Here is a 22,591-nt window from a genome sequence, read left to right on the forward strand (position 1 = left end):
ATCAACGCAGCACTGCATTACCAATGCAGTGGTTTTTTTTCAGAAAGCCGATTATGCTTGGTAACAGTATTTTCTGCTTTACGAATGAGGCCTTACCTATGACAATGAATGATGATATTCATAATTATTACGAAAAGCTGGTGCTGGAATATATTTCGGCACAGGGCCTGGATATTGACAAAGATCAGGACTACCTGGCAGATTTGTGTTGCATTATTCTTAATCAGCTGCCGCCGCGCTACATCCGTTACGAAGTCGATATGGCTTTTTACCTGCCACAAAGTGAGCGTTTTGAGATGCAAATGAAAGTGGAGGAAGCCGTGCGCAAAGCAGTGGAGTTTTTGAGCAATCAAAGGTAGGTGGGTGGCAACCCCACCAGCCACATCCCGGCACATGCGTCATAAGCTGCGGCTGCTTCCTTCCGGACCTGACCGGGTTCACCTACTAGCATTGCGAGAGGACCCATGGGGTTACCATAGTGTGCCATCAAGATGGCAGGCGCGCATTATGCGCAAATCCGGCCTTAGTTGCAACTACCACAGTACTGGCTGCACAACAAAACATCAGTTGTGCAGCTTATCAGACTTTAAAAGCCGCCGCTTTTTGCTGCAAATCCGATGACAAGCGCCAACGAATTAGCCGTTCGAATCATTGTTGCAACTCCTGACGCAACTTTATCAACTGCTGCTGCAATCGACGCTGATTTGCTGGCCCGATCCGGATCAGCTGCTTTTGCACATCGTTCATTGTTTCAAGGTGAGGCTCTGCAAAATGATACATCACACTGGGCAGCTCCAGCTCAAAGACACCATCCATCACAGGCTGTTCCAGCAGATAATCAATAGCTTCCAACAAACGGCTTTCAAAAGATGTATCCGGATAACCCAGCTCATCAAAAGCTTCATCCAACAGCGGTTGGTACTGGCGCAATAACGCCACCTGAGCCGATGCCGGCACACTTTCCAATAACCTTAGATAAGGTTCATAACGCACGAAGCCAGCAGGGTCCAGCAGCAGCTGTTCCCCATCCCGCTTAACAGCAAAAGGCTGCTGCGGCGTTTGCAACACCAAATGCTCACTGCTTATTTGTCCCCGGCTGATGTTGTCTGTCAGTACCACAAAACGGCGCACCATATCTTCACGCACAAAGATACCAGCCAAACCAGGTTGCCATGGTAATTGCAACAGCGACTGACTTACGGCTGCATCCGATTCATTTAAGGCCGGTAGTTCTGGCTCAGGGGCAACCTGACGCTGTTCATCCTCCTGCAATCCATCATCTACAGCCGACTCATGGCTCACTATGGGCTCTACCACCAGCTCAGGCTCCCTGGGTTCAAACACTGGTTCAACCGGCAGTGGCGGCGGTGCTTCGGTTATTTCCGGCTGCTCAGGCACAGCTACTGGCCTCACCTCTGGTTCAGATATTTCCGGGTCCCCCCGAAACAGTAACCAAACAGCAACCAAGATTACCAAGACGACAGCGGCCAGTCCCAGATAATACAAGTGCTGACCAGATGCGGATGCTTCAGACGATTCGTGCTCTGACATAGTTGCCTCATTGCAGGTAAAAGTTGCATTCATTCAGCTCTGCGGCCAGACTAAAGTCAGGTCGCATTCCTATCTTGCTCAGCATACAATGGCCACGATGAAATGCAATATCTGCCAGATTGCCAGCAAGTTAAGTCAACAGAGCCTTGATTGGAGTAAAAGTTCAGCCTCATGAGTCCAACTACATCCACAGCACGAAAAAAGACAGCCCTGTTGCTGATGGGTGGTGGTGCCCGGGCTGCTTATCAGGTGGGGGTGCTAAAAGCGATAGCGACCCGGTACCCACGTAACAGCAAAATCCCATTTGATATTATTTGTGGTACCTCAGCCGGCGCCATCAATGGCACCGGCATTGCTTGCTATGCATCGTGCTTTCATCTGGGGGTGAAAAAAATTGAATGGGTCTGGCGGCAGTTCCATACGAATCAAGTCTATTACTCAGATTATCCGCGTGTATTCCGGCATCTGTTGCGTGGCCTCTTTAGTGCTTTTCAGGCTGATTATGCCAATAAACGCCCGGTGAGCGTCTTTGATAACACGCCATTAAAGCAGTTGCTCAGTAAGATCCTGGATCTAAAGCGTATTGATCGCAATATTCTGGGTGGCTATCTATCCAGTGTATCCGTCACCGCCTCCAGCTACAACAATGGTGATTCTATCACTTTTTTTCAATCTGACAGCGCCGATGAATGGCGACGCGCAAAACGGTGCGGTCAGCGTACCCTGCTAGGTCTTCACCATTTGCTGGCATCGGCTGCCATTCCGGTGCTGTTCCCGTCGGTGCAAATCCACCAGCAATACTTTGGTGACGGCTCTGTAAATCAGCTCTCGCCATTATCGGCTCCCATCCATTTAGGAGCAGAAAAAATTTTGGTGATCGGCCTGGAGCAACCCCGAAGTCATGATTTTAGTGAGCGGCTGCCTCACCACCCCGGACTTGCAACCATCGCAGGGCATTTGCTGGATACCATCTTTGCCGACACCCTGAACTCCGATCTCGAGCGAATGCAGCGTATCAACAATACGATTGAAACGATGCGACAACACCAGATCCAAACCAATTTAAAACCCATTGATAGCTTGCTGATCAATCCCAGTCAGAACTTTAATCAGATTGCCAGCGAGCATTATTTATCATTGCCTATCGCCGTTCGCAGCATCTTCCGGTTGATGGGTATTGGTCAGCATTCTGACTCCAGCCTTGCCAGTTATCTGCTGTTCGAACAGGAGTACACCCGCCGTTTAATCGATTGTGGCTATGAAGACGGCATGCATCAACTGGACAACATCATGCAGTTCCTGCAACAGACATAGGAACGACTGACTCATCGTCAAGAAACCGTCATCCAGGCAGTAGCAGAACAACTGCGAGCCATAGCTTGTATCAAGTGATTGATCCATAGCATTTAATTATATTGGCTTAGTAATTGCTTATAAAACTGGTATCTACTGAAGCGAGATACAGATATGAGCTTGTGTTTACTTTCTGAAATCAGTCTGCCGCATGCCTTAAGTTACGCGGCTATTGCGACGGATGAATACTGGCATAGTGGTGAAGGGCAAGAACATCAGACACTGCTGGCACAGTTACAAACCAGTCTGGATCTGCAAGAGCAGCTGCAACTTTTTGCGATGGCTGCTGGCAATATTCTGCCACTATCCGGCGTAGAGTTGCAGACAGCTGTCGGTGAGTTTCAGGCCGCTGGGTCAGCCCAGGCCAGGTACCAGCAGCGTAGCCTGCTCATGCTAAAAGATCAGTGTTTAGCTAAGCTGCAGTACTGCAGCGATCAACCCTTTACACCTTTGGTGTGCAAAAAACTGCAAGTGCTGGAAGTAGAGTGGCTGTATCCGTTACGCAATGCTCTGATTGTTACCCGCCTGCAACAAATGGCTCTTAAAGATACCCTGACAGGCCTTGGTAACCGTCGCTTCTTTGATGACAGCCTGGACAAGGCAATCCAACTATCCAAACGTACCCAAGGACAATGTGCGGTGCTGCTGCTGGATCTGGATAATTTTAAACAAGTCAATGATCGCTTTGGGCATACTGCCGGTGACGATATTTTGATTGCCGTAGCCAGCGCTATGCATTCAACCCTAAGAGCTACCGACTCCTTGTTCCGTTTTGGCGGGGATGAATTCGCTGTCTTACTCACTGGTGACGATGTTACCAGCAGCGAGTTGATTGGCCGGCGTTTAGTTAAAGCGATTTTGCGCCAACACTTTTGCCAACAGCATCAGGTCACAGCCAGCGTCGGCATTGCCCGTTGGCAAACAAATCAAAGCGCCAGCGATCTGTTCACTGCTGCAGACAAAGCCTTGTATCAAGCCAAGGATGCCGGCAAGAACCGGGTGCGCCAAGCCTGACACTGCTATGGCTGAGTGAAACGACACCACAAAGTTGCAGACTCTGCTGCAATAGCGCTGGCCTTTCCAGCCACAGCGATAAGCTGATTGTCATGCAGCAGTAAAGGCAATAAAGGCCGTTGCCAGGGAGCCAATTGCCAGTGCTTGCACCATTGCTTAAGAGGCTTACTATGAAGCGCGCCCGCAGGCTTAAAGCTAAGGCTCAAACGGCCAAAACAAATAAGCAAATCCGTAGTGGCTGGCAATGGTAACCAGCCTGCCGCAGGTGGACTCTCAGCGTAAACAAAATGCAATTGTCCAAGGCCTGCAGGTAAATCCAGCACCTCTTGCCCACACCAAAACAGTTCAAAATCCGCTGCCAGCTCAGGCACCGCTTTGGTGAGATAAAGTGCTTGCTGATAGCGTCGAATTTGCCAGCCTTGTATGGCAAGCTGAGGACTGGCATCTGCTTTGGCAGCAATCACCTCATGATGCAAAGTATCTAACCAGGCCAGCTCAGGATTCAGTTGAAACTGCCCTAACCAGCAACGCAACAAGGCATTACGCACACTGCGCTCTTTGCCGTGCAATGCCGCCAACTGCAGCACCTGACCTTTGTCATGAATAAAAGGTCGTAACTGCTGCTGCCATTGTTGCTGCAACTGCTGCTGCGCATCGGCGCAATGTGCCATGCTACGTGCTGCCGTTTGAGCAAAGTCTGGCCACCGCTGTTGCAATACAGGCACCACCTGTTGACGCAAAAAATTGCGATCAAAGCCAGTATCCTGATTGCTTGGATCGTCCACCCACGCCAGCTGTGCCATGGCAGCAAAAGACTCCAGCTGTGTCCTGCTAATCGACAGTAAAGGACGAAGCAGGTACCCTTTGTTAAAAGGACGAATCGCCGCGATACCGGATAAACCAGCCAGTCCACTGCCCCGCTTTAATGCCAACAGCAAGGTTTCCAGTTGATCGTCCGCATGATGCGCCGTCAGCACCAAACTATCAGCCTGACTGCAGTATTGCTCTAGTTGTTGATAGCGCGCTGTACGAGCCCTTGCTTCTAGATTGTGCCGACCTGCCAGCTGAATTTTGTGGTAAAGAAAGGGAATTGCCCGTTGTGCGCATTGACGCTGACAAAAGGCCAGCCAATCGTCGGCCAATGCATGCAAGCCATGATGCACATGCACAGCTTTCAACTGCCAATCGGCACTTTGCCGCAAGCGGTGCAACAGCTCCAACAACACCATGGAATCCATACCACCACTCAAGGCCAGCACCACCTGCTGTGGCTGGTACCGATGCAAACAAGCAGCCAGAGTCTCCTCCAGCTGCCTGCTCGTTTGTGCTTGCTGTGCTGCGGTCATGGCCGCTTACTTAACAGCAGCCTAGCAATAGCCAAATGACATCAACCGCTGATAACGTTTATCCAGCAGCTCCTGCACGGATAAGGTATCCAGTTGCTGCAGATCACTCACAATGGTTTCTTTTAATGACAACGCCATTTGCTCTGGATTACGATGGGCTCCGCCCAGAGGCTCCGGCACCACCCGGTTAATCAAATCCAGCTCTTTTAACCGCTCTGCGGTAATACCCATAGCATCTGCAGCTAAAGCTGCTTTTTCCGCACTTTTCCAAAGAATAGAGGCACAGCCCTCTGGTGAAATCACCGAGTAGGTGCTGTACTGCAACATATTCACCCGATCACCAACCCCGATAGCCAAAGCTCCACCGGAGCCACCTTCACCAACCACAGTACAAACCACAGGGACTTTTAAACCGGCCATTACTTTCAGGTTACGGGCAATGGCTTCACTCTGCCCCCGCTCTTCAGCACCAATGCCCGGATAAGCCCCCGGGGTATCAATAAAGGTAATAATAGGCATCTTGAAACGTTCTGCCATCTCCATCAGGCGTAACGCTTTGCGGTACCCTTCTGGCCGGGGCATGCCAAAGTTACGCCGCACTTTTTCTTTGGTATCACGCCCCTTTTGGTGGCCAATCACCATCACCGGGCGACCATCCAGCCGTGCAGTGCCACCGACAATCGCAACATCATTGGCAAAGGTTCTATCACCAGCCAACTCATCAAAATCGGTAAACATATGCTCAATGTAATCCAGCGTATAAGGCCGGTGCGGGTGACGCGCCAATTGCGCAACTTGCCAGGCGCCTAAATCAGCAAAGATTTTTTTTGTCAGTGCCAGACTCTTTTCTTTTAGTCGGTTGACTTCCTCTTCCAGCCCAAGATCGAAGTCGCCATTGCGGCTGACATTACGCAGCTCATCAATCTTTGCTTCCAACTCGGCAATAGGTTGCTCAAATTCCAGATAATTTAACATCATGAGTCGTCAAACCTTCTTTTTATTCGGTTCAATTATGAAAATCTAATTCTATTTCAGCCAGTTGCCTGAGCTGATGCAGCAACAGATCGGTTGGTGTTACCCACCACTCGCTGCCCAGACGTAAACTAATTTTACCTTCCGGACGCAAATAATGCAGCAACACAGGTACAGTTCCGGCTTTATGCTCTGCCAGAGTTTGCTGCAGCAACTCAAGGTACTTAGCATCACATTGGTCTGATTTTAGCGTAATTTGCAGCGATTTAAGATATTTTTCCCGCACAGACGTGATTTCAGCCAAATCCCGGCCGGTCATTGTAAGGCCCCCGCTGAAATCATCAAATCGTACCTGTCCGGTGACCACTAAAACTTTGTCTTTTTGCAGTAAGGATTCAAAGCTATCAAACTGGTCAGGAAACAAACGCACATCGACACGGGCTGATTTATCATCCAGTGTCAGTAAGGCCCAGCGACGGCCACGCTTATTCACCAACACCCGAACTGCCACAACTAAACCCGCAACGGTGAGACTTTGCTCTCCCCGTGTTGGCTGCAGGTCCACTAAGCGGCAGCCAACATAGTGCTTCAATTCATCAAGATAACGATTGATCGGGTGACCAGTTAAGTAGAGCCCCAGTGTCTCGCGCTCCCCTTCTAACCAGACTTCATCCGGCCAGGGTGCTACCTGGCGAAATGACTGCATCGCCTGCTCAGGCTCTGGTGTTAAGGCACCAAACAGATCTTCCTGCCCAATGGCTTCGGCATGCGCCTGCTGCTCGGCAGCACGGACGGCATCTTCCAGGCTGGCAGAAATAGCCGCTCTGTGCGGGCCTAAACGATCCAGAGCTCCGGCCAGGATCAACTTTTCAATTACCCGCTTGCCCAGCTTTTTCAAATCAACTTTGTAGCAAAAGTCGAACAAATCAGTGAAATTACCCAAGCGCTCACGCGCTTCAATAATAGCGGCAACAGGGCCTTCACCCACGCCTTTGATCGCACCAATACCGTAAATAATGCGCCCCTGCTCATCCACAGTAAACTTATACTGGCCGGCATTCACATCCGGTGGCAACAATTTCAGTTTCATCCGGTCGCATTCATCCACCAGAGTCACTATTTTATCGGTGTTATCCATATCTGCCGACATCACCGCAGCCATAAATTCGGCTGGAAAGTGAGTTTTCATCCACAGCGTTTGGTAGGATACTAATGCATAAGCCGCTGAGTGTGATTTGTTAAAACCATAACCGGCAAACTTTTCAACCAAGTCGAAAATTTTGATGGCCAGCTCACCATCAATGCCGTTGTTGCGGGCACCTTCCTCGAATACAGCCCGTTGCTTGGCCATTTCCTCAGGTTTCTTTTTACCCATGGCCCGGCGCAGTAAGTCGGCGCCACCCAGGGTATAACCAGCCAATACCTGAGCAATTTGCATCACCTGCTCCTGATACAGGATGATGCCGTAGGTCGGCTCCAGAATGGGCTTAAGCGATTCGTGCTGGTAATTGGCGTCCGGGTAGGAGATCTCCTCCCGCCCCTGCTTGCGGTCGATAAAGTTATCCACCATGCCCGATTGCAAAGGCCCGGGTCGAAACAAAGCCACCAAAGCGATCATGTCTTCAAAACAGTCGGGCTTTAAACGGCGAATCAAGTCTTTCATACCACGGGATTCCAACTGGAACACTGCCGTGGTATCGGCACGTAATAAGGTCTGAATACTCTGAGGATCATTCAACGGGATGCTGTTGATATCCACCAATGGCTGATTCTGCAGTTGTCGCCGGGCATTGACCATATCGACTGCCCATTGCAGTATAGTCAGAGTACGTAATCCAAGAAAGTCGAACTTGACCAGGCCCGCGGTTTCTACATCGTTCTTGTCAAACTGAGTAACAGGGTTGCGGCCCTCATCATCGCAGTACAAGGGGGAGAAATCTGTAATTTTGGTCGGTGCAATCACCACACCACCGGCATGCTTACCGGCGTTGCGGGTGACCCCCTCCAGTCGCCGGGCCATATCAATCAAGTCCCGCACTTCTTCATCTTGCTGGTACAGTTCTGGTAGACGTGGCTCTTCTTTGAATGCTTGCTCCAACGTCATACCTGGCGTCGGCGGTATCAGCTTTGAAATACGATCGACAAAACCATAGGGGTGCCCCAGCACCCGGCCAACATCCCGGATCACCGCTTTGGCGGCCATGGTACCAAAGGTGATAATTTGCGATACCGCTTCCCGGCCATACATGTCGGCCACATGCTCAATGACCTCATCGCGTCTGTCCATACAAAAATCGACGTCGAAGTCGGGCATGGATACCCGTTCCGGGTTTAGGAAGCGTTCAAAGAGTAAGTCAAACTCCAACGGATCCAGATCGGTGATTTTTAACGCATAAGCCACCAGCGACCCTGCACCCGAACCCCGTCCCGGCCCAACCGGAATACCATGGTCCTTGCTCCACTGAATAAACTCCATCACTACCAGGAAGTAGCCGGGAAAGCCCATCTGGTTGATCACATCCAGTTCAATTTGCAACCGCTCATCGTATTCGCTACGTTTTGCCGCCCGCTCGGCAGGTTCCGGAAACAACTGCTCCAAGCGCTGCTCTAATCCTTCCCGCGACTTTAACACCAAAAAGTCCGCGTCAGTCATACCTCCGGTTGGGAACGCCGGTAAAAAGTATTCATACAACCGAATGGTGACATTGCAACGTTTAGCAATTTCGACCGAGTTGGCCAACGCTTCTGGAATATCTGCAAACAGCGTGAGCATTTCCTGCTCAGTGCGCAGATACTGCTGCTCTGAATAGCGTTTGGGCCGTCGCTTATCATCCAGCGTATAACCATCATGAATCGCTACCCGGATTTCATGCGCTGAAAAGTCATCAGCATGCAAAAAAACCACTTCATTGGTAGCTACCACCGGTAAATCAGTCTGGACAGCTAAATCGACCGCCAACTGAATGTATTGTTCTTCCTCGGCCCGGCCGGTACGGACCAATTCGAGATAAAACCGGCCAGCAAAGTGCCGTTGATAAAAAGCCGTAAGCTGTTCAACAACGGAAGTGTTTTGCTTTAACAGTGCTTTGCCTAACAGGCCATCTTTAGCGCCAGAGAGCAGGATCAAGCCCTCGCTGTATTCAGCCAGCCAACTGTGATCTATTTGGGGCTTCCCATCCAGATGGCCCCGTAGATAGGCTTTGGAAATCAGTAAAGTCAGGTTTTTATAGCCGGTGTTATCAGCAGCTAAAATCACCATGCGCCCACTGTCCTGCGCTAATTCTGCGTCGTGCACCCAGAAATCAGCGCCGATGATGGGTTTGATGCCGGCGTCGATAGCGCCGCCATAGAATCGTACCAAACCGCACAGATTCATGGTGTCTGTTAAGGCCAACGCGGGCATCTGCAGCTGCTGGGCAGCTTTTAAGATAGGCTTAACCTTGGCGACACCGTCAACCATGGAAAAGTCACTGTGAACACGTAAATGAACGAAAGCAGGCTGGGTCATGCCATCAACTCTAACTGATACTGTACCGGTTTAAAACTGCGCCGGTGTTCGGGCAAAACACCAAACTGCCGGATAGCTGCCATATGCTCAGCCGTCGGGTAGCCTTTGTGACGGTCAAAACCAAATTGCGGATAGCGCTGGTGCAGGGCTAACATTTCATCATCCCGGGCCACCTTGGCTAAAATCGAGGCCGCACTGATTTCTGCCACTTTACTATCACCCTTGACGACAGCGCTGGCAGGTACCGGCAGCTCTGGACAACGATTGCCATCAATCAATACCCATTCCGGCTGGATCCTTAGCCCGGCAACAGCTCGCTGCATTGCCAGCATGGTGGCATGCAAAATATTTAGCTGGTCAATCTCTGCCGGCTCGGCCCGGCCAAGACTCCAGCACAAGGCTTTTTGCCTGATCTCAGTTGCCAGTAGCTGACGCTTTTTTTCCGATAACTTTTTCGAATCCGCCAAACCAGCAATCGGTTGGGACGGATCAAGTATCACTGCAGCGGTGACAACGGCTCCAATCAAGGGGCCTCGCCCAACTTCATCAACACCGCACAGCAAGCGTGCATTTGGCCGGATAAAGTCAGTCATGCGAACTACTACTCGTTGCTATTAATGTAAGGATGGCTTCAGCAGCCTGCTGGCTGGCATCGCAAGCCAGTTGCTGGTGCAACTCGGTAAAACGTTGGATAAGAGAGTTCGCGTCTTGTCCTAACAATGGTTGCATCGCAGCCACCAAAGCATCTGGGTTCACTTCATGCTGTAACAACTCTGGCACCAGGGCTTCGTTCGCCAGCAGGTTGGGTAAACTGAAATAATCAATCTTCACCAGCCATTTTGCCAGCTGAAACGTAATGGCATTCAATTTATAGGCAACCACCATCGGGCATTTGGCCAGCATGGCTTCCAGCGTGGCGGTACCAGAGGCAATAAAGACCGCATCCGCGGCCATCAACACCTGCCGGGACTGACCAATCACCAGCCTTAGCTCCAAGTCCGGTGCCACTTGCTGCTTGATGGCTTGAAATATGGCAGCTTTTTGTTCTGTCACCATAGCGCATACCAGCTGCAGCTCTGGCTGTATGGCTTTTAGCCTGGCAGCCGCTTGCAAAAAGGCCGGACTAAGCAGCTTAATTTCATTACTGCGACTGCCTGGCATTAGCGCCAGTACAGTTTGACTATGCCACCCCATGGAGACTTTGGCTGCCGCTTTATCAGGCGTAATTGGCATCTGATCAGCCAGAGTATGGCCGACAAAACGGCAAGGTACCTGATGCTTATCGTAAAAAGCTTTTTCAAAAGGAAGCAAAGCCAGCACCAGATCGGTGGCTGCGGCTATTTTATGGATCCGTTTCTGCCGCCAGGCCCAAACCGAAGGACTAACGTAATGAACCGTGGTAAGTCCTGCCTGTTTTAGTTTATGCTCTACGGGTAGGTTAAAATCCGGTGCATCCACCCCCAGCACCAGGTCTGGTTGTTCGGCCAGCAAGCGTTGAATCAGCTCTTTACGAATGCGAAGTAAGCGTGGCAAGCGTCCCAGCACTTCCACCAGTCCCATGACTGCCAGCTCTTCCATATCAAACCAGGCATCAAAACCCAGTGCCTGCATGCGTGGCCCGCCAATACCATAAAAGCTGGCATCAGGATGAAGACGTAACACTGCCTCCATCACGCCAGCAGCAAGAATATCACCGGAATGCTCGCCTACAATGATGGCTATACGAGGGGCTGCAGCTGAGAGTGTTTTAGAAGGCATAGCGGACTTTCCAACCTAGGCCACAACCGAAGTTGCAGCCTGCACTGTGGATTAACGAATAATACCGCGCTTTGAATGCTCGATAAACTGAGTCAAACGACGGATTTCGACATTGGCTTCGCTTTGCGCAGCCAGAGCAGCAACCGCTTCTGACACGGTATTCCCTTTGCGGTAAATTTCTTTGTAAGCACGACGAATTTCCAGCAGCGTTTCTGCGGTAAAACCACGTCGTTTTAAACCCTCAGTATTAATCCCCACAGGGGTTGCCGGGTTACCATTCGCCATCACAAAAGGTGGCACGTCTTTCAGAACAATGGCACCACCGCCGATAAAGCTGTGAGCGCCGAGGTGACAAAACTGGTGCACGCCACTCATGCCGCCCAAAATAACCCAGTCACCAACATGCACATGACCTGCAGTAGAAGCATTGTTTGCGTAAATTACATTGCTGCCAATGACACAGTCATGGGCGACATGGGTGTAATTCATAAACAGATTGTGGCTGCCAATAACGGTTCGGCCTTCGTCCTGAATGGTGCCACGATGTACAGTACAGCCTTCCCGGAAAATATTGAAATCCCCGACAATCAACTCTGTCGGTTCATTTTTGTATTTCTTATCCTGACAGGCTTCACCAATGCTGGCAAACTGGAAAAAGTGATTGCCACGGCCAATGATACTGGGACCTTTGATCACCACATTGGACTCAATAATGCAATCATCCCCCAGTACCACACCGGCACCGATGTAACTAAAAGGACCTACGGTCACATTTTTGCCAAGCTGAGCTGTTGGCTCTATCACTGCAGATGGATGGATCACGTCAGAACTCTCTCCTGGCACACATCAACTCGGCGCAACAGACCAGTTGCCCCTCGACTTTGGCCTCACCGTAAAATTTCCACATATTGCGGCGTTCTTTTAAAAACTTAACCTCCAGCACCATGGTATCACCTGGCACCACCGGTTTTTTGAAACGGGCTTCATCAATGGCCGCGAATAAATAGAGTTCATTCTCAGAGCGTTCAGCAGCTGTTTTAAAACCTAAAATACCAGTCGCCTGCGCCATGGCTTCAAGAATCAGCACACCGGGAAAAATAGGACGTCCAGGGAAGTGTCCGGTAAAAATGGGCTCATTAATGGTGACATTTTTAATGGCAGTAAGACTTTCCCCTGGCGTGTAATCCAGCACTCTATCAATCAACAAAAACGGATAGCGGTGTGGCAACAATGCCATGATGTCTTGTACTTCCAGGCTTGAAATGGGATTAGCCAAAGTGGATCCTCTGCATGAATTAGGGTTGTTCGTCTGTACGCTTGCTCGCTGCCAGCTGCAGCTCAAGAGCTTTGACCCGCTGATACAGCTGGTCAATTTTGCGAAGCCTGGCGGTATTTTTACGCCACTCGGCATTGGTGGTGGCTGGTATACCTGAAGTATAGACGCCTTTTTCAGTGACGGGTTTCATCAACATTGCCATGCCGCTAATTTGGGCACCATCGCAAATATCAATATGGCCATTAATCACAGCGGCACCACCAATAATACAATAACGACCAATGGTGGCACTACCTGCAATGGTCGTACAACCAGCAATGGCTGTATGGTCACCAATGCGCACATTGTGTGCTACCTGGCACAGGTTGTCGATAATGACATTATTGCCGATCACTGTATTCTCAAGCGCACCACGGTCGATACAGGTCTGAGCACCAATTTCGCAGTCATCGCCAATCAGCACGGTACCGACCTGAGGAATTTTCAACCAGCGACCACGCTCATTCGCAAAGCCAAAGCCATCAGCTCCCAACACAGCACCACTGTGTACTATGCAGTTTTGACCAAGCTCGACACGATGATAAATGCTCACGTTAGGCCAAATCCGGCAACCAGCACCTAAAGTGGCCGCTTCGCCAATAAAACAATGGGCGCCAATCTCAACATTATCGCCAATCACGGCACCGGCGGATACCACCGCATAAGGCCCAACGGATACCCCTTTGCCCAGAGTTGCTCCGGCATCAATCTGTGCTGTCGGATGAATACCCAAGGCCGCAGGTGGTGTGGAATCCAATAACTGGGCAATCTTAGCAAAAGCGACATAAGGATCAGCAACCAGCAGCGCAGCGCCTGACCATAGGGCCTTATCCTCCGCCTTTAGCAACAACAAACCGGCCTGACAATCGGCAAGCAGGTGCTTGAGCTTCGGATTGGACAAAAAACTCACCTGGTCGGCTCGCGCGCGCTCCAGTGTACCAACACTGCTAATTTCCTGTTCTTCAGATCCAATTAGCTCAGCATCAAGGTGCTGAGCTAATTGCAATGCAGTCCAACGCTTCATTTAGTTGCCGCTGCTGATCTGACGGACAACAGCTGCAGAGATGTCGTAGCTGTCTTTTGCATACACAGCGGCACCGGAGTTAAGCACGATGTCGTAGTTGCCCTGTTCTGCCACTTTATCGATAGCATTTTTGATCACCGCCAGCAATTTATTGCGCTCTTCCGCCTGGCGCTGACGCATTTGCTCATCCAGAGGGCGAGCCATCTGCTCATACTGGATTTGCTGTTGCTGAATGGTTTCAGCCAAGCGTTGCTGTTCAGCTTCGCTCATGGTTGGACCATCCCGACGAATTTTTTCTACATTAAAGTTGATATCACGCTCCAACTGGCCAATGGCTTCGATGCGCTCACCAAATTCAGCCATAATAGTTTCCTGAATTTGCTGTGCCTGAGGCAACTGGCTGGCAATAGCCTGCACATCCACAAAGGCGATTTTTGCTGCTTGTGCAGCAGTAGCGCCAAGTAATAAAGCAGCAAGAAGCAAAGTAGCGGCTGTTTTTACAAGTAAATTTTTCAACGTCATCGTCCTTTAGTCAAAATGATCAGAATGTTGTACCAATATTAAAGCTGAAGTTTTCTTGCAAGTCACCTTCGTATTTATTGAGGATCTTAGCAAGGCTAAACGTCAGTGGCCCCATCGGGGAAATCCACTGTAAGGATACCCCTGTGCTGACACGAATCATAGTCGGATCGGAGTAATCTGCCAAGAGCGGCTCCCGATCGAACTGGCGCTGCTGCGTCAGATTTGCGTAGCGATTAAAATCAAACTCGGTATCCCAGACATTACCGGCATCGAGGAAGATACTGGTTCGTACCGAGTTACGGTTGTCTTCACCAACAAATGGCGTCGGTGTGATCAGCTCCAGTGTGGCAACTGCCATCGCATTACCACCAATTGAACGCTGTGAAACACTATAGCGATCTGTCGATGGATCACCAGGCAGGTTGGTGCTGCCCCCCGTTATCGGATCCGGCAAGCCGGGAATACTGGTCGGCAAACGGAATACTGCCCGCGGCCCAATAATTCGGTGTTCAAAGCCCCGAATATTGTAACCACCCGCAGTGTAGTTCTCGTTAAATGGCAAGGTATGATCGTAGCCATTGCGACTGCCGTAGCCATTGCCATAACCAAGCTCCAGCTTACTCATAAAGGTCCAGCTGTGATCACGGCTAAGTGGGATGTATTTGCGCGCTTCAAAGGATGTCTTGAAGAATTGCAAATCTGAATTAGGCGTAGAAATACGACCATTCAAACCAAAGTAATGGCCGGCGGTTGGGAACAGGCCGCGGTTCAGCGTGCTTTGTACCCAGCCTGCAGTCAGCTCATAGTTCACATACTTCAAACGGCCATCCGGATCATTACCATCCAATAGCACATTTTTAAAATGGCGTAACTGGTCGTAGTCCTGTAACAAGCTAAGGTTATTGAAGCTAATGGTAGCGCCAAAGTTCAGCCGGTTGTATTCATTAATTGGAATACCCATAGAAGCACCAAAACCATAGCGGGTCTGCCGATACGCTTCCAGGTTAGAGCTCAGGCTGCTGTAATCCGTCTTGGTATAAAATACCTGCCCCCCCAAGCTTACCCCGTCCAGGGTAAAGTATGGATTATTGTAATTAAGCGCCAGGGTTTTCTGGTATTTGTTGGTATTTAGATTAATACCAGCACTGTTACCAGAGCCCATAAAGTTGGTTTGCTCCACTCCGATCTGGAAGGCAAGCCCCTGGAAATCGCCATAGGAAATACCGGCATTAAAGCTACCCGACGGCTGCTCACGGACGTTGAAGGTGACATCCACCTGGTCCTCAATGCCCGGCACATCACGGGTTTCAAATTCAATACGCTCAACGTAAGGCAGGCGTTGAATGCGTTGTTTTGAAAGCTCCAACGCATCGTTGGACAACCAGCCCCCTTCCAACTGCCTTAACTCACGTCGAAACACCTCATCCTTGGTATTGGCATTGCCAGCAATATCAATACGGCGCACATAAATACGTTTGCCTGGATCGACGTGAATTGTCAACTCCACCTCTTTGGTGTCGTCATTAATATCCGGGATGGTGGTTACCCGCGAGTTGGCATAACCAAAACGGGCCAGGATCCGACTGATTGTCTCTTCTGAATAAGTAACCAAAGCACCGTTGTACAATTCACCTGGGCTGATCGGTACAATACGCTCAATTAAGGTGTCCTGGCCAATCAGGTCGCCAGCAAAGCGCACCCCAGTCACGGTGTACTGCTCACCCTCAGTGACATTTAACGTAACATAGACAGAGGATTTGTCCGGGCTGACCGACACCTGGGACGAGTCAATGTTGAAGCGCAGGTAACCGCGATCCAGATAGTAGCTCTGCATCCGTTCAAAGTCGCCTTGCAGCGTTTGTTTTTGATAACGGTCAGAACCCATAAAGCGCCACCAGGGTTTGTCCTGACCGGATTCAAACACCCTCAGCAAGGTATCGTTGTCGAAGATTTCGTTCCCGACAATATTGATTTGGCGTACCGAAGCGGCATCGCCCTCATCAAACTTGATCTTGACATTCACCCGGTTGCGCGGCAAATACACCAGTTCTACTTCAACAGAGGCCTGGTATTTACCAACACCATGGTAGAACTCCGTCAGGCCATTTTCGACACTGCGCAGTATGGTGCGGTCCAATGGCTCGCCAACCTCAATGCGCTGTGCCGATAAGCTTTCATTTAACTGATCATCTTTGATGTCTTTATTGCCATCAAATTCGATGCTGTTGATTGTAGGACGTTCCTTCAGGCGGTAAATCACCGTATTGCCATCCCGTAACACACGGATGTCATCAAAGTGGCCGGCAGAGAACAGTGTTTTAATGCTTCGCGACAAGGTAAAGTCAGTAACCGAATCACCAACATTAAAAGGTAAATTATTAAGTGCGGCCCCTAAGGCAACCCGTTGCAAGCCTTCAACCTGAATATCCTGAACCACAAAGGGTTCGTCTGCATGTAGCGTGTGGCTGATTCCAGCGAGCAGCATTGCAGCTGCTAAACGTTTCATTATCATTCTGTGGACAACTTCTGATTAGTGATTACAAACGAGAAATATCGTTTAGTAGCGCAATTCCCATTAACAGCAGAAGAACCATGGCTCCTATGCGAAAACCTATCTCCTGCGCCTTTTCAGAGACCGGTTTGCCTCGTATTAGTTCAACAACCATGTACATTAAGTGGCCACCATCCAAAATGGGCAGCGGCAATAAATTGATGACGCCCAGGTTGACACTGATCAAAGCCAAAAAGGTTAAAAAAGCAATCAACCCTATGCTGGCAGTAGTTCCGGCTCCCTGGGCTATGGAAATAGGCCCACTTAAATGCCGTACCGAAACATCACCAAAAATAAACTTACCGATCATACTAAAACTGAGTCGGGTCAACTGCCAGGTTTGCTCAGCACCCACCTTAAGCGCAACCAAAGGATTGTGCCGTTGGGTATAGCGAATGCCATCCGGCCAACCGCTGCTATGCGGTACTATGCCAAGATAGCCCTGACGAAAGCCATCGGCAGTTTGCCGTTCTCCGAGTACTACTGTCAAGGGCAGTCGCTGACCTTGCCGTAGAATGATGATGTCAAGGGGTTCAGCCGGGTGATTTTGTATCCATTCAGTTAATTGATACCAGCTTTCCAGCGACGCATCTGCAACATGTGTGATTTCGTCCCCTACTTGTAAACCTGCGAGCTCAGCAGGCGAAGCTGGCTCAATGTAAGCGATACTGGTCAAGGGTTTTGGCATCATCAGCTCGATACCCAAGCTAGCGAAAATGGTTTCAGTATCGGGATCAAAGTGCCAGCCAGAAGTATCCAGCACACGCTCAGACCGCTGCCCAGTCGAGCGGTCCTCCAGTTGCAGGGTAATTTCACGTCGGCCAAGCTGCTCCACCAGAAGCAGGCTCAGGCCTCGGATATCTGCCGATGAGCGACCATTTACCGCCGTAATCTGCTGATTGGAGTCGAGTTCTGCACTGGCAGCGATAGAGCCAGAGCGAACATCTGCAATAACTGGCCTGGCTTCCGGCACCCCTATCATGTACATCAGCCAAAGCACCAGAATAGCAAACAAAAAATTAGCCATTGGCCCTGCAGCTATTATGGCCATACGCTGACGCACGCTCTTTTGATTGAAGGCCAGATCTTTAAACTGCGGTAATACCGGATCAAAACGATCATCCAGCATCCGAACGTAACCACCAAGCGGGATCATCGCCACCACAAACTCTGTGCCCTGACGATCGCGCCAGCGAAACAGTGCTTTACCAAAGCCGATGGAGAAGCGTTTTACTAAGACGCCATTCCTGCGGGCAACCCAAAAATGGCCAAACTCATGAACAGCAATTAAAATCCCTAAAGCCACCACAAAGCTGGCAATATTCCAGATCAGTGCACTCATGAACTACGCCTCGCAATGATTTTTTCCGCAACCAGTCTTGTCTGCTGGTCTAGCGCAAGAATAGCTTCTAATTCAATCGCTTTATCCATAGCACACTGCTCCAGAACCTCTGCATTGACCATGGCTATCTGGTCAAAACGCAGCAGTCCGGCCAGAAATGCCGCCACCGAGACTTCGTTGGCAGCATTCAGTGCGGTTGTAGCCGCCTGACCTTGCCGGCAAGCTTCGATTGCCAGATACAGGTTAGGAAAACGAGCGGGTTCGGCACTGGAAAAGGATAAATCAGCAAGCTTGCTGAAATCCAGTGCTGGTACTTGAGTGCTGATTCGTTCCGGGTAAGCCATCGCATAGGCAATAGGAGTACACATATCTGGTTGACCCAGTTGCGCAATCACAGAGCCATCCTGATACTGTACCATGGAATGAATCACACTTTGCGGATGGATGACCACCTCAATCTGTTCGACCGGGCACTGAAACAACCAATGGGCCTCAATCAGCTCCAGCCCTTTGTTCATCATGGTTGCACTATCAACCGATATTTTCTGCCCCATCGTCCAGTTTGGATGCGCTACAGCCTGGGCAGGCGTGATCTGTGGAAACTCATGCAAGGAGGTCTGCAAAAAGGGGCCTCCACTGGCTGTCAGTAACAATTTACTGATGCTTTGCTGTTGCAAGCTACCGGCATGGAGCTGATGTGTGCACACCGCCTGCTGCAACGAGGCTGGCAGGCACTGAAAAATGGCATTGTGTTCACTGTCGATTGGCAGCAGGCGGGCGCCGCTGCTTTTCACTTGCTGCATAAAGAATGCACCCGCCATCACCAGCGCTTCTTTGTTGGCCAACAGCACTGTTTTAGCTGCTTTTACAGCGGCCAGAGTTGGTAACAAACCAGCAGCACCAACAATGGCAGCCATCACTACATCCGCATCAGGATGCGCTGCAATATCACACAGCGCCTGCGTTCCCGCCAACACTGTCGTCTGGCTGCCAGCAGCCTGCAACTGATGTTGCAGTTGGGTTGCAGCCGCTTGTTCCGACATGACAGCATAGCGTGGCTTAAAACGCAGACAAAGTTGCAGCATAGCCGTCACCGAGCGCTGTGCGGTCAAAGCCAGTACTGCAAAACGTTCCGGGTGTTCTGCAACGACTTTCAGGGTACTTTGACCGATGGAGCCGGTTGCTCCTAATATCACCAACTGACGCATCTAGTAAAAACCACCCAACAAAGCAACCAGCAAGGCGTAAAGTGGCGCTGTTGCTGTCAGGCTGTCAATTCGATCCAGAATACCGCCATGACCAGGCAGCATCCGGCCACTGTCTTTGACGCCAGCGACCCGTTTTAACATGCTTTCTGTCAAGTCACCAAAGACAGACAACGTAGTGAGCACAAAAGCGGCCACGAAAAGAACCGGGCTTTGTACCGGCCAGCCAAGGTACCAGCAAAAAGCAGCCAGCAGCAAAAACACCATGCCAAGGCCACCCAGCATCCCTTCAAAGGTTTTACCGGGACTCACTTTAGGCATCAGTTTAGTGCGCCCAAAGGGCTTGCCAATCAGATAACCACCAATATCAGCCGCCCAAACCAACGCCAGCAAGCCACAAATCAGCCAGGCTCCGGCAAAGGGATCTACTTCTATACCAACACTACGAACCAGCACAATCGCAAGCCAGGATGGCACCAGTGTAAGAAGCCCCATAACAGCCCTAAGCCACAAACGCTTTGACCAAACGCCCTGGCTGGCTGGAAAGCTCACTACCAGGGCTACGGCCAACCCCCACCACAGAATGCCTGCAGTCAGCACCGAAAAGATAAGAGCAGAACCCGTGTAAGGCCAGTTCAGGCTGGCAGGCAGCAACAGATAAATGGCAAGCATCAGAGCTGCGGTTAAAGCGACAAAGCCCCAGCGTTTGCGACTACCGCTAAGGCCGCAAAAACTGCCCCACTCCCAGGCACCCAATAGAAATGCACCGGCAACAAAAGCTGCAAAGGCAGGTAAGGGTAAAAAAAACACCGCAGCCAGCGCCAGTGGTGCCAGGATAACTGCTGTTATTATACGTTGTTTTAGCAAATTATGTTCCTTTCGCCTGGCTGGATGCCAAAGCGCAAATTTGTTCTGAAGTACAGCCAAAGCGACGCTCTCGGCTGACAAAGGCCGCGACAGCCTCTGCGAACACCTGCTGGTCGAAGTCTGGCCATAAGGTCTCGGTGAACCAGAGCTCAGCGTAAGCTGCCTGCCACAATAAAAAGTTGCTGATGCGAATATCGCCACCGGTACGGATCAGTAAATCCAGTTCAGGTAAGTCCGCCAGTTGGATGTAAGCAGCAAGCCGCTGTTCATCAATGGCATCTACCGCCAGATGCCCATCACGCACTTCTTGCGCCAATTGCCGGGCAGCATTGGCAATATCCCAGCGGCCACCGTAATTGGCTGCTATGGTCAGTGTCAATGCTTTGTTATCTGCGGTTAAAGCTTCTGCCGCCTGAATTTGCTTGCGCAAAGCATCATCAAAGGCACTGAGATCACCGCATACCCTTAAACGAACCTGATTTTTATGCAGGTTTTTCACTTCACTTTTTAGCATCAACATAAAAAGCTGCATCAGGCTACTGACTTCATCCGCAGGTCGTTGCCAGTTTTCGCTACTAAAAGCAAATAAGGTAAGTGCTGAAATACCTAACTCACGACAAAACCGCACACTTCGCCGAACCGCGTCCGCTCCCTTCTTATGTCCCCAGACACGGGGCTTTCCCTGTTGCTTTGCCCAGCGCCCATTGCCATCCATAATAATGGCAACATGCTGAGGTAACTCATTTTGGTTCAGATGTGACGGTGTGGACATGCGACCCCTGCATCAATAAAAAACGCCGTGATACATTACCGGGTATAACCCCAACACGGCGTTCCATTTGTTTAAGACCCGCTTAAACTTCCATTAGTTCTTTTTCTTTATCGGCCAGGATTTCATCCACCCGCTTGACATAAAGATCCGTCAGTTTTTGAATTTCATCGGTCGCCCGGCGTTCATCATCTTCGGTAATATCTTTATCTTTGAGTAACACTTTCAAATCGTTGTTGGCATCACGACGAATATTACGAATGGCTACCCGGCCTTGCTCAGCCTCTGCCTTCACTACTTTGACCAGGTCACGGCGACGCTCTTCAGTTAATGCAGGCAATGGAATGCGAATATTGGTGCCGGCACTCATTGGGTTTAAACCCAGATCAGAGTTGATAATGGCCTTTTCAACCGCTGCCGCCGCACTTTTATCAAATACGGTCAGGCTCAAAGTTCGAGCATCTTCCACGGTAATGTTGGCAATTTGACGCAGTGGCGTATCAGCACCATAGTAAGGCACCATGATGTTATCCAGCAGGCTGGGATGCGCCCGACCAGTACGAACCTTGGACAGTTGAGATTTCAGTGCATCCACACTTTTTTCCATCCGGCTTTTGCTGTCGTTGATAATATCGTTAATCACTTCAGTTATCCTTGTAGGCAGTCAGCTGTTTGTGCAGCAAATTCGATCTAGTTTACTGTAAATTCTCAGCGTGGTCGATCAGAGTTCCTTCAACCTCGCCCATTACCACCCGTTTTAAAGCACCGGCCGTATTCATATTAAATACCCGGATAGGCATGCTGTGGTCCCGCGCCAGGGTAAAGGCGGCTAAATCCATTACCTTCAATTCTTTTTCCAGTACTTCGCTGTAACTCAGGGTGCTGTACATGGTAGCCGCTGGGTCTTTCACTGGATCGGCCGAGTAGACACCGTCGACTTTGGTGGCTTTGAGCACCGCATCGGCTTCAATTTCGATGGCACGCAGGCAAGCCGCAGAGTCGGTAGTAAAAAACGGGTTACCGGTACCGGCAGAAAAAATAACCACCCGGCCAGATTTTAGCAAGCTAATGGCTTCAGCCCAACTGTAGTTATCACAGACACCATTTAAAGGCACGGCACTCATCATGCGGGCATTGACGTAGGCACGATGCAATGCATCACGCATCGCCAGGCCATTCATCACCGTTGCCAGCATGCCCATATGATCACCCACCACCCGGTTCATGCCGGCTTTGGCCAGGCCTTCACCACGAAAAATATTGCCGCCACCAATGACAATGCCAACCTGAACACCAAGTTCGACAATTTCTTTGATTTCCTGGGCCATCCGATCCAGCACTTTGGGATCGATGCCAAAGCCTTCGTCTCCCATCAGGGCTTCGCCGCTCAGTTTAAGTAATATCCGTCGGTATGCTGGTTTCGGGTTCATGCGTGCTCCATCTGATTATCCGCTGTACAGGGGGTGGCTTTGCGGTTGCAGGTCTCACTAGCTG

At 50.3% G+C, this 22,591-nt stretch carries 20 protein-coding genes and 1 other RNA gene; 3 read left to right on the forward strand and 18 right to left on the reverse strand.

Annotated features, from left to right (window positions below):
* Positions 1-98 precede the first annotated feature (98 nt).
* Positions 99-359, forward strand: a complete 261-nt coding sequence (locus ABC502_RS02165) for a late competence development ComFB family protein (protein ID WP_330087912.1) — start codon at positions 99-101, stop codon at positions 357-359.
* Between the two features lie 11 nt (positions 360-370).
* On the opposite strand, the gene ffs is transcribed toward ABC502_RS02165, so the two are convergent.
* Together ffs and ABC502_RS02175 are read right to left on the reverse strand one after the other, a co-directional pair.
* Positions 371-467, reverse strand: an RNA gene (gene ffs / locus ABC502_RS02170) — signal recognition particle sRNA small type.
* Between the two features lie 181 nt (positions 468-648).
* Entirely contained in the window at positions 649-1,551 is a 903-nt protein-coding gene (locus ABC502_RS02175; RefSeq protein WP_345914751.1) for a DUF3014 domain-containing protein, read from the reverse strand.
* Positions 1,552-1,722: 171 nt separating this feature from the next.
* On the opposite strand from ABC502_RS02175, the gene ABC502_RS02180 reads away from it, so the two are divergent.
* Together ABC502_RS02180 and ABC502_RS02185 are read left to right on the forward strand one after the other, a co-directional pair.
* On the forward strand, positions 1,723-2,865 hold the full coding sequence (locus ABC502_RS02180) for a patatin-like phospholipase family protein (protein WP_330087915.1): 1,143 nt from the start codon (positions 1,723-1,725) through the stop codon (positions 2,863-2,865).
* A gap of 153 nt (positions 2,866-3,018) precedes the next feature.
* Positions 3,019-3,918, forward strand: a complete 900-nt coding sequence (locus ABC502_RS02185) for a GGDEF domain-containing protein (protein WP_330087916.1) — start codon at positions 3,019-3,021, stop codon at positions 3,916-3,918.
* Between the two features lie 5 nt (positions 3,919-3,923).
* Here ABC502_RS02185 and tilS read toward each other — a convergent pair whose 3' ends face one another.
* From tilS to pyrH, 16 genes are all read right to left on the reverse strand, one after another.
* Positions 3,924-5,264 carry a tRNA lysidine(34) synthetase TilS gene (gene tilS / locus ABC502_RS02190; protein ID WP_345914752.1) on the reverse strand — a complete coding sequence of 447 codons (1,341 nt, stop codon included), beginning with the start codon at positions 5,262-5,264 and terminating at the stop codon, positions 3,924-3,926.
* A 21-nt stretch (positions 5,265-5,285) separates the two neighbouring features.
* Positions 5,286-6,242 carry an acetyl-CoA carboxylase carboxyl transferase subunit alpha gene (accA, locus tag ABC502_RS02195; protein WP_330087918.1) on the reverse strand — a complete coding sequence of 319 codons (957 nt, stop codon included), beginning with the start codon at positions 6,240-6,242 and terminating at the stop codon, positions 5,286-5,288.
* A gap of 28 nt (positions 6,243-6,270) precedes the next feature.
* Complete coding sequence (gene dnaE, locus ABC502_RS02200) at positions 6,271-9,744, reverse strand: DNA polymerase III subunit alpha (RefSeq protein WP_345914754.1); 3,474 nt, start codon at positions 9,742-9,744, stop codon at positions 6,271-6,273.
* Positions 9,741-10,337: a ribonuclease HII gene (rnhB, locus tag ABC502_RS02205; RefSeq protein ID WP_330087920.1), complete on the reverse strand. Its 597-nt coding sequence runs from the start codon at positions 10,335-10,337 to the stop codon at positions 9,741-9,743. The genes dnaE and rnhB overlap by 4 nt, the downstream gene beginning before the upstream one ends.
* Complete coding sequence (gene lpxB / locus ABC502_RS02210) at positions 10,330-11,502, reverse strand: lipid-A-disaccharide synthase (RefSeq protein WP_345914755.1); 1,173 nt, start codon at positions 11,500-11,502, stop codon at positions 10,330-10,332. Before lpxB ends, rnhB begins: the two co-directional genes overlap by 8 nt.
* Positions 11,503-11,553: 51 nt before the next feature.
* Positions 11,554-12,324: an acyl-ACP--UDP-N-acetylglucosamine O-acyltransferase gene (lpxA, locus tag ABC502_RS02215; RefSeq protein ID WP_330087922.1), complete on the reverse strand. Its 771-nt coding sequence runs from the start codon at positions 12,322-12,324 to the stop codon at positions 11,554-11,556.
* A 1-nt stretch (position 12,325) separates the two neighbouring features.
* Complete coding sequence (gene fabZ / locus ABC502_RS02220; protein WP_330087923.1) at positions 12,326-12,778, reverse strand: 3-hydroxyacyl-ACP dehydratase FabZ; 453 nt, start codon at positions 12,776-12,778, stop codon at positions 12,326-12,328.
* Positions 12,779-12,797: 19 nt separating this feature from the next.
* On the reverse strand, positions 12,798-13,841 hold the full coding sequence (lpxD, locus tag ABC502_RS02225) for a UDP-3-O-(3-hydroxymyristoyl)glucosamine N-acyltransferase (protein ID WP_345914756.1): 1,044 nt from the start codon (positions 13,839-13,841) through the stop codon (positions 12,798-12,800).
* Positions 13,842-14,363, reverse strand: a complete 522-nt coding sequence (locus ABC502_RS02230) for an OmpH family outer membrane protein (RefSeq protein WP_345914757.1) — start codon at positions 14,361-14,363, stop codon at positions 13,842-13,844.
* Positions 14,364-14,382: 19 nt separating this feature from the next.
* Complete coding sequence (gene bamA / locus ABC502_RS02235) at positions 14,383-16,869, reverse strand: outer membrane protein assembly factor BamA (protein WP_330087926.1); 2,487 nt, start codon at positions 16,867-16,869, stop codon at positions 14,383-14,385.
* Positions 16,870-16,900: 31 nt separating this feature from the next.
* Positions 16,901-18,256, reverse strand: a complete 1,356-nt coding sequence (gene rseP, locus ABC502_RS02240; RefSeq protein ID WP_330087927.1) for a sigma E protease regulator RseP — start codon at positions 18,254-18,256, stop codon at positions 16,901-16,903.
* Positions 18,253-19,464, reverse strand: a complete 1,212-nt coding sequence (gene ispC / locus ABC502_RS02245; protein WP_345914758.1) for a 1-deoxy-D-xylulose-5-phosphate reductoisomerase — start codon at positions 19,462-19,464, stop codon at positions 18,253-18,255. Before ispC ends, rseP begins: the two co-directional genes overlap by 4 nt.
* A complete protein-coding gene (locus tag ABC502_RS02250) occupies positions 19,465-20,328 on the reverse strand; it encodes a phosphatidate cytidylyltransferase (protein ID WP_330087929.1) in 864 nt (287 codons plus the stop codon).
* Between the two features lies 1 nt (position 20,329).
* On the reverse strand, positions 20,330-21,100 hold the full coding sequence (gene uppS / locus ABC502_RS02255) for a polyprenyl diphosphate synthase (RefSeq protein ID WP_330087930.1): 771 nt from the start codon (positions 21,098-21,100) through the stop codon (positions 20,330-20,332).
* 82 nt (positions 21,101-21,182) lie between these two features.
* On the reverse strand, positions 21,183-21,740 hold the full coding sequence (gene frr / locus ABC502_RS02260; RefSeq protein WP_330087931.1) for a ribosome recycling factor: 558 nt from the start codon (positions 21,738-21,740) through the stop codon (positions 21,183-21,185).
* A gap of 52 nt (positions 21,741-21,792) precedes the next feature.
* The gene (gene pyrH / locus ABC502_RS02265) at positions 21,793-22,527 is read right to left on the reverse strand and encodes a UMP kinase (protein WP_091344651.1); all 735 of its coding nucleotides are present in this window, start codon (positions 22,525-22,527) and stop codon (positions 21,793-21,795) included.
* Between the last annotated feature and the right edge of the window lie 64 nt (positions 22,528-22,591).

The organism is Alkalimonas sp. NCh-2 (assembly GCF_039631345.1).
GTDB lineage: Bacteria > Pseudomonadota > Gammaproteobacteria > Enterobacterales > Alteromonadaceae > Alkalimonas > Alkalimonas mucilaginosa.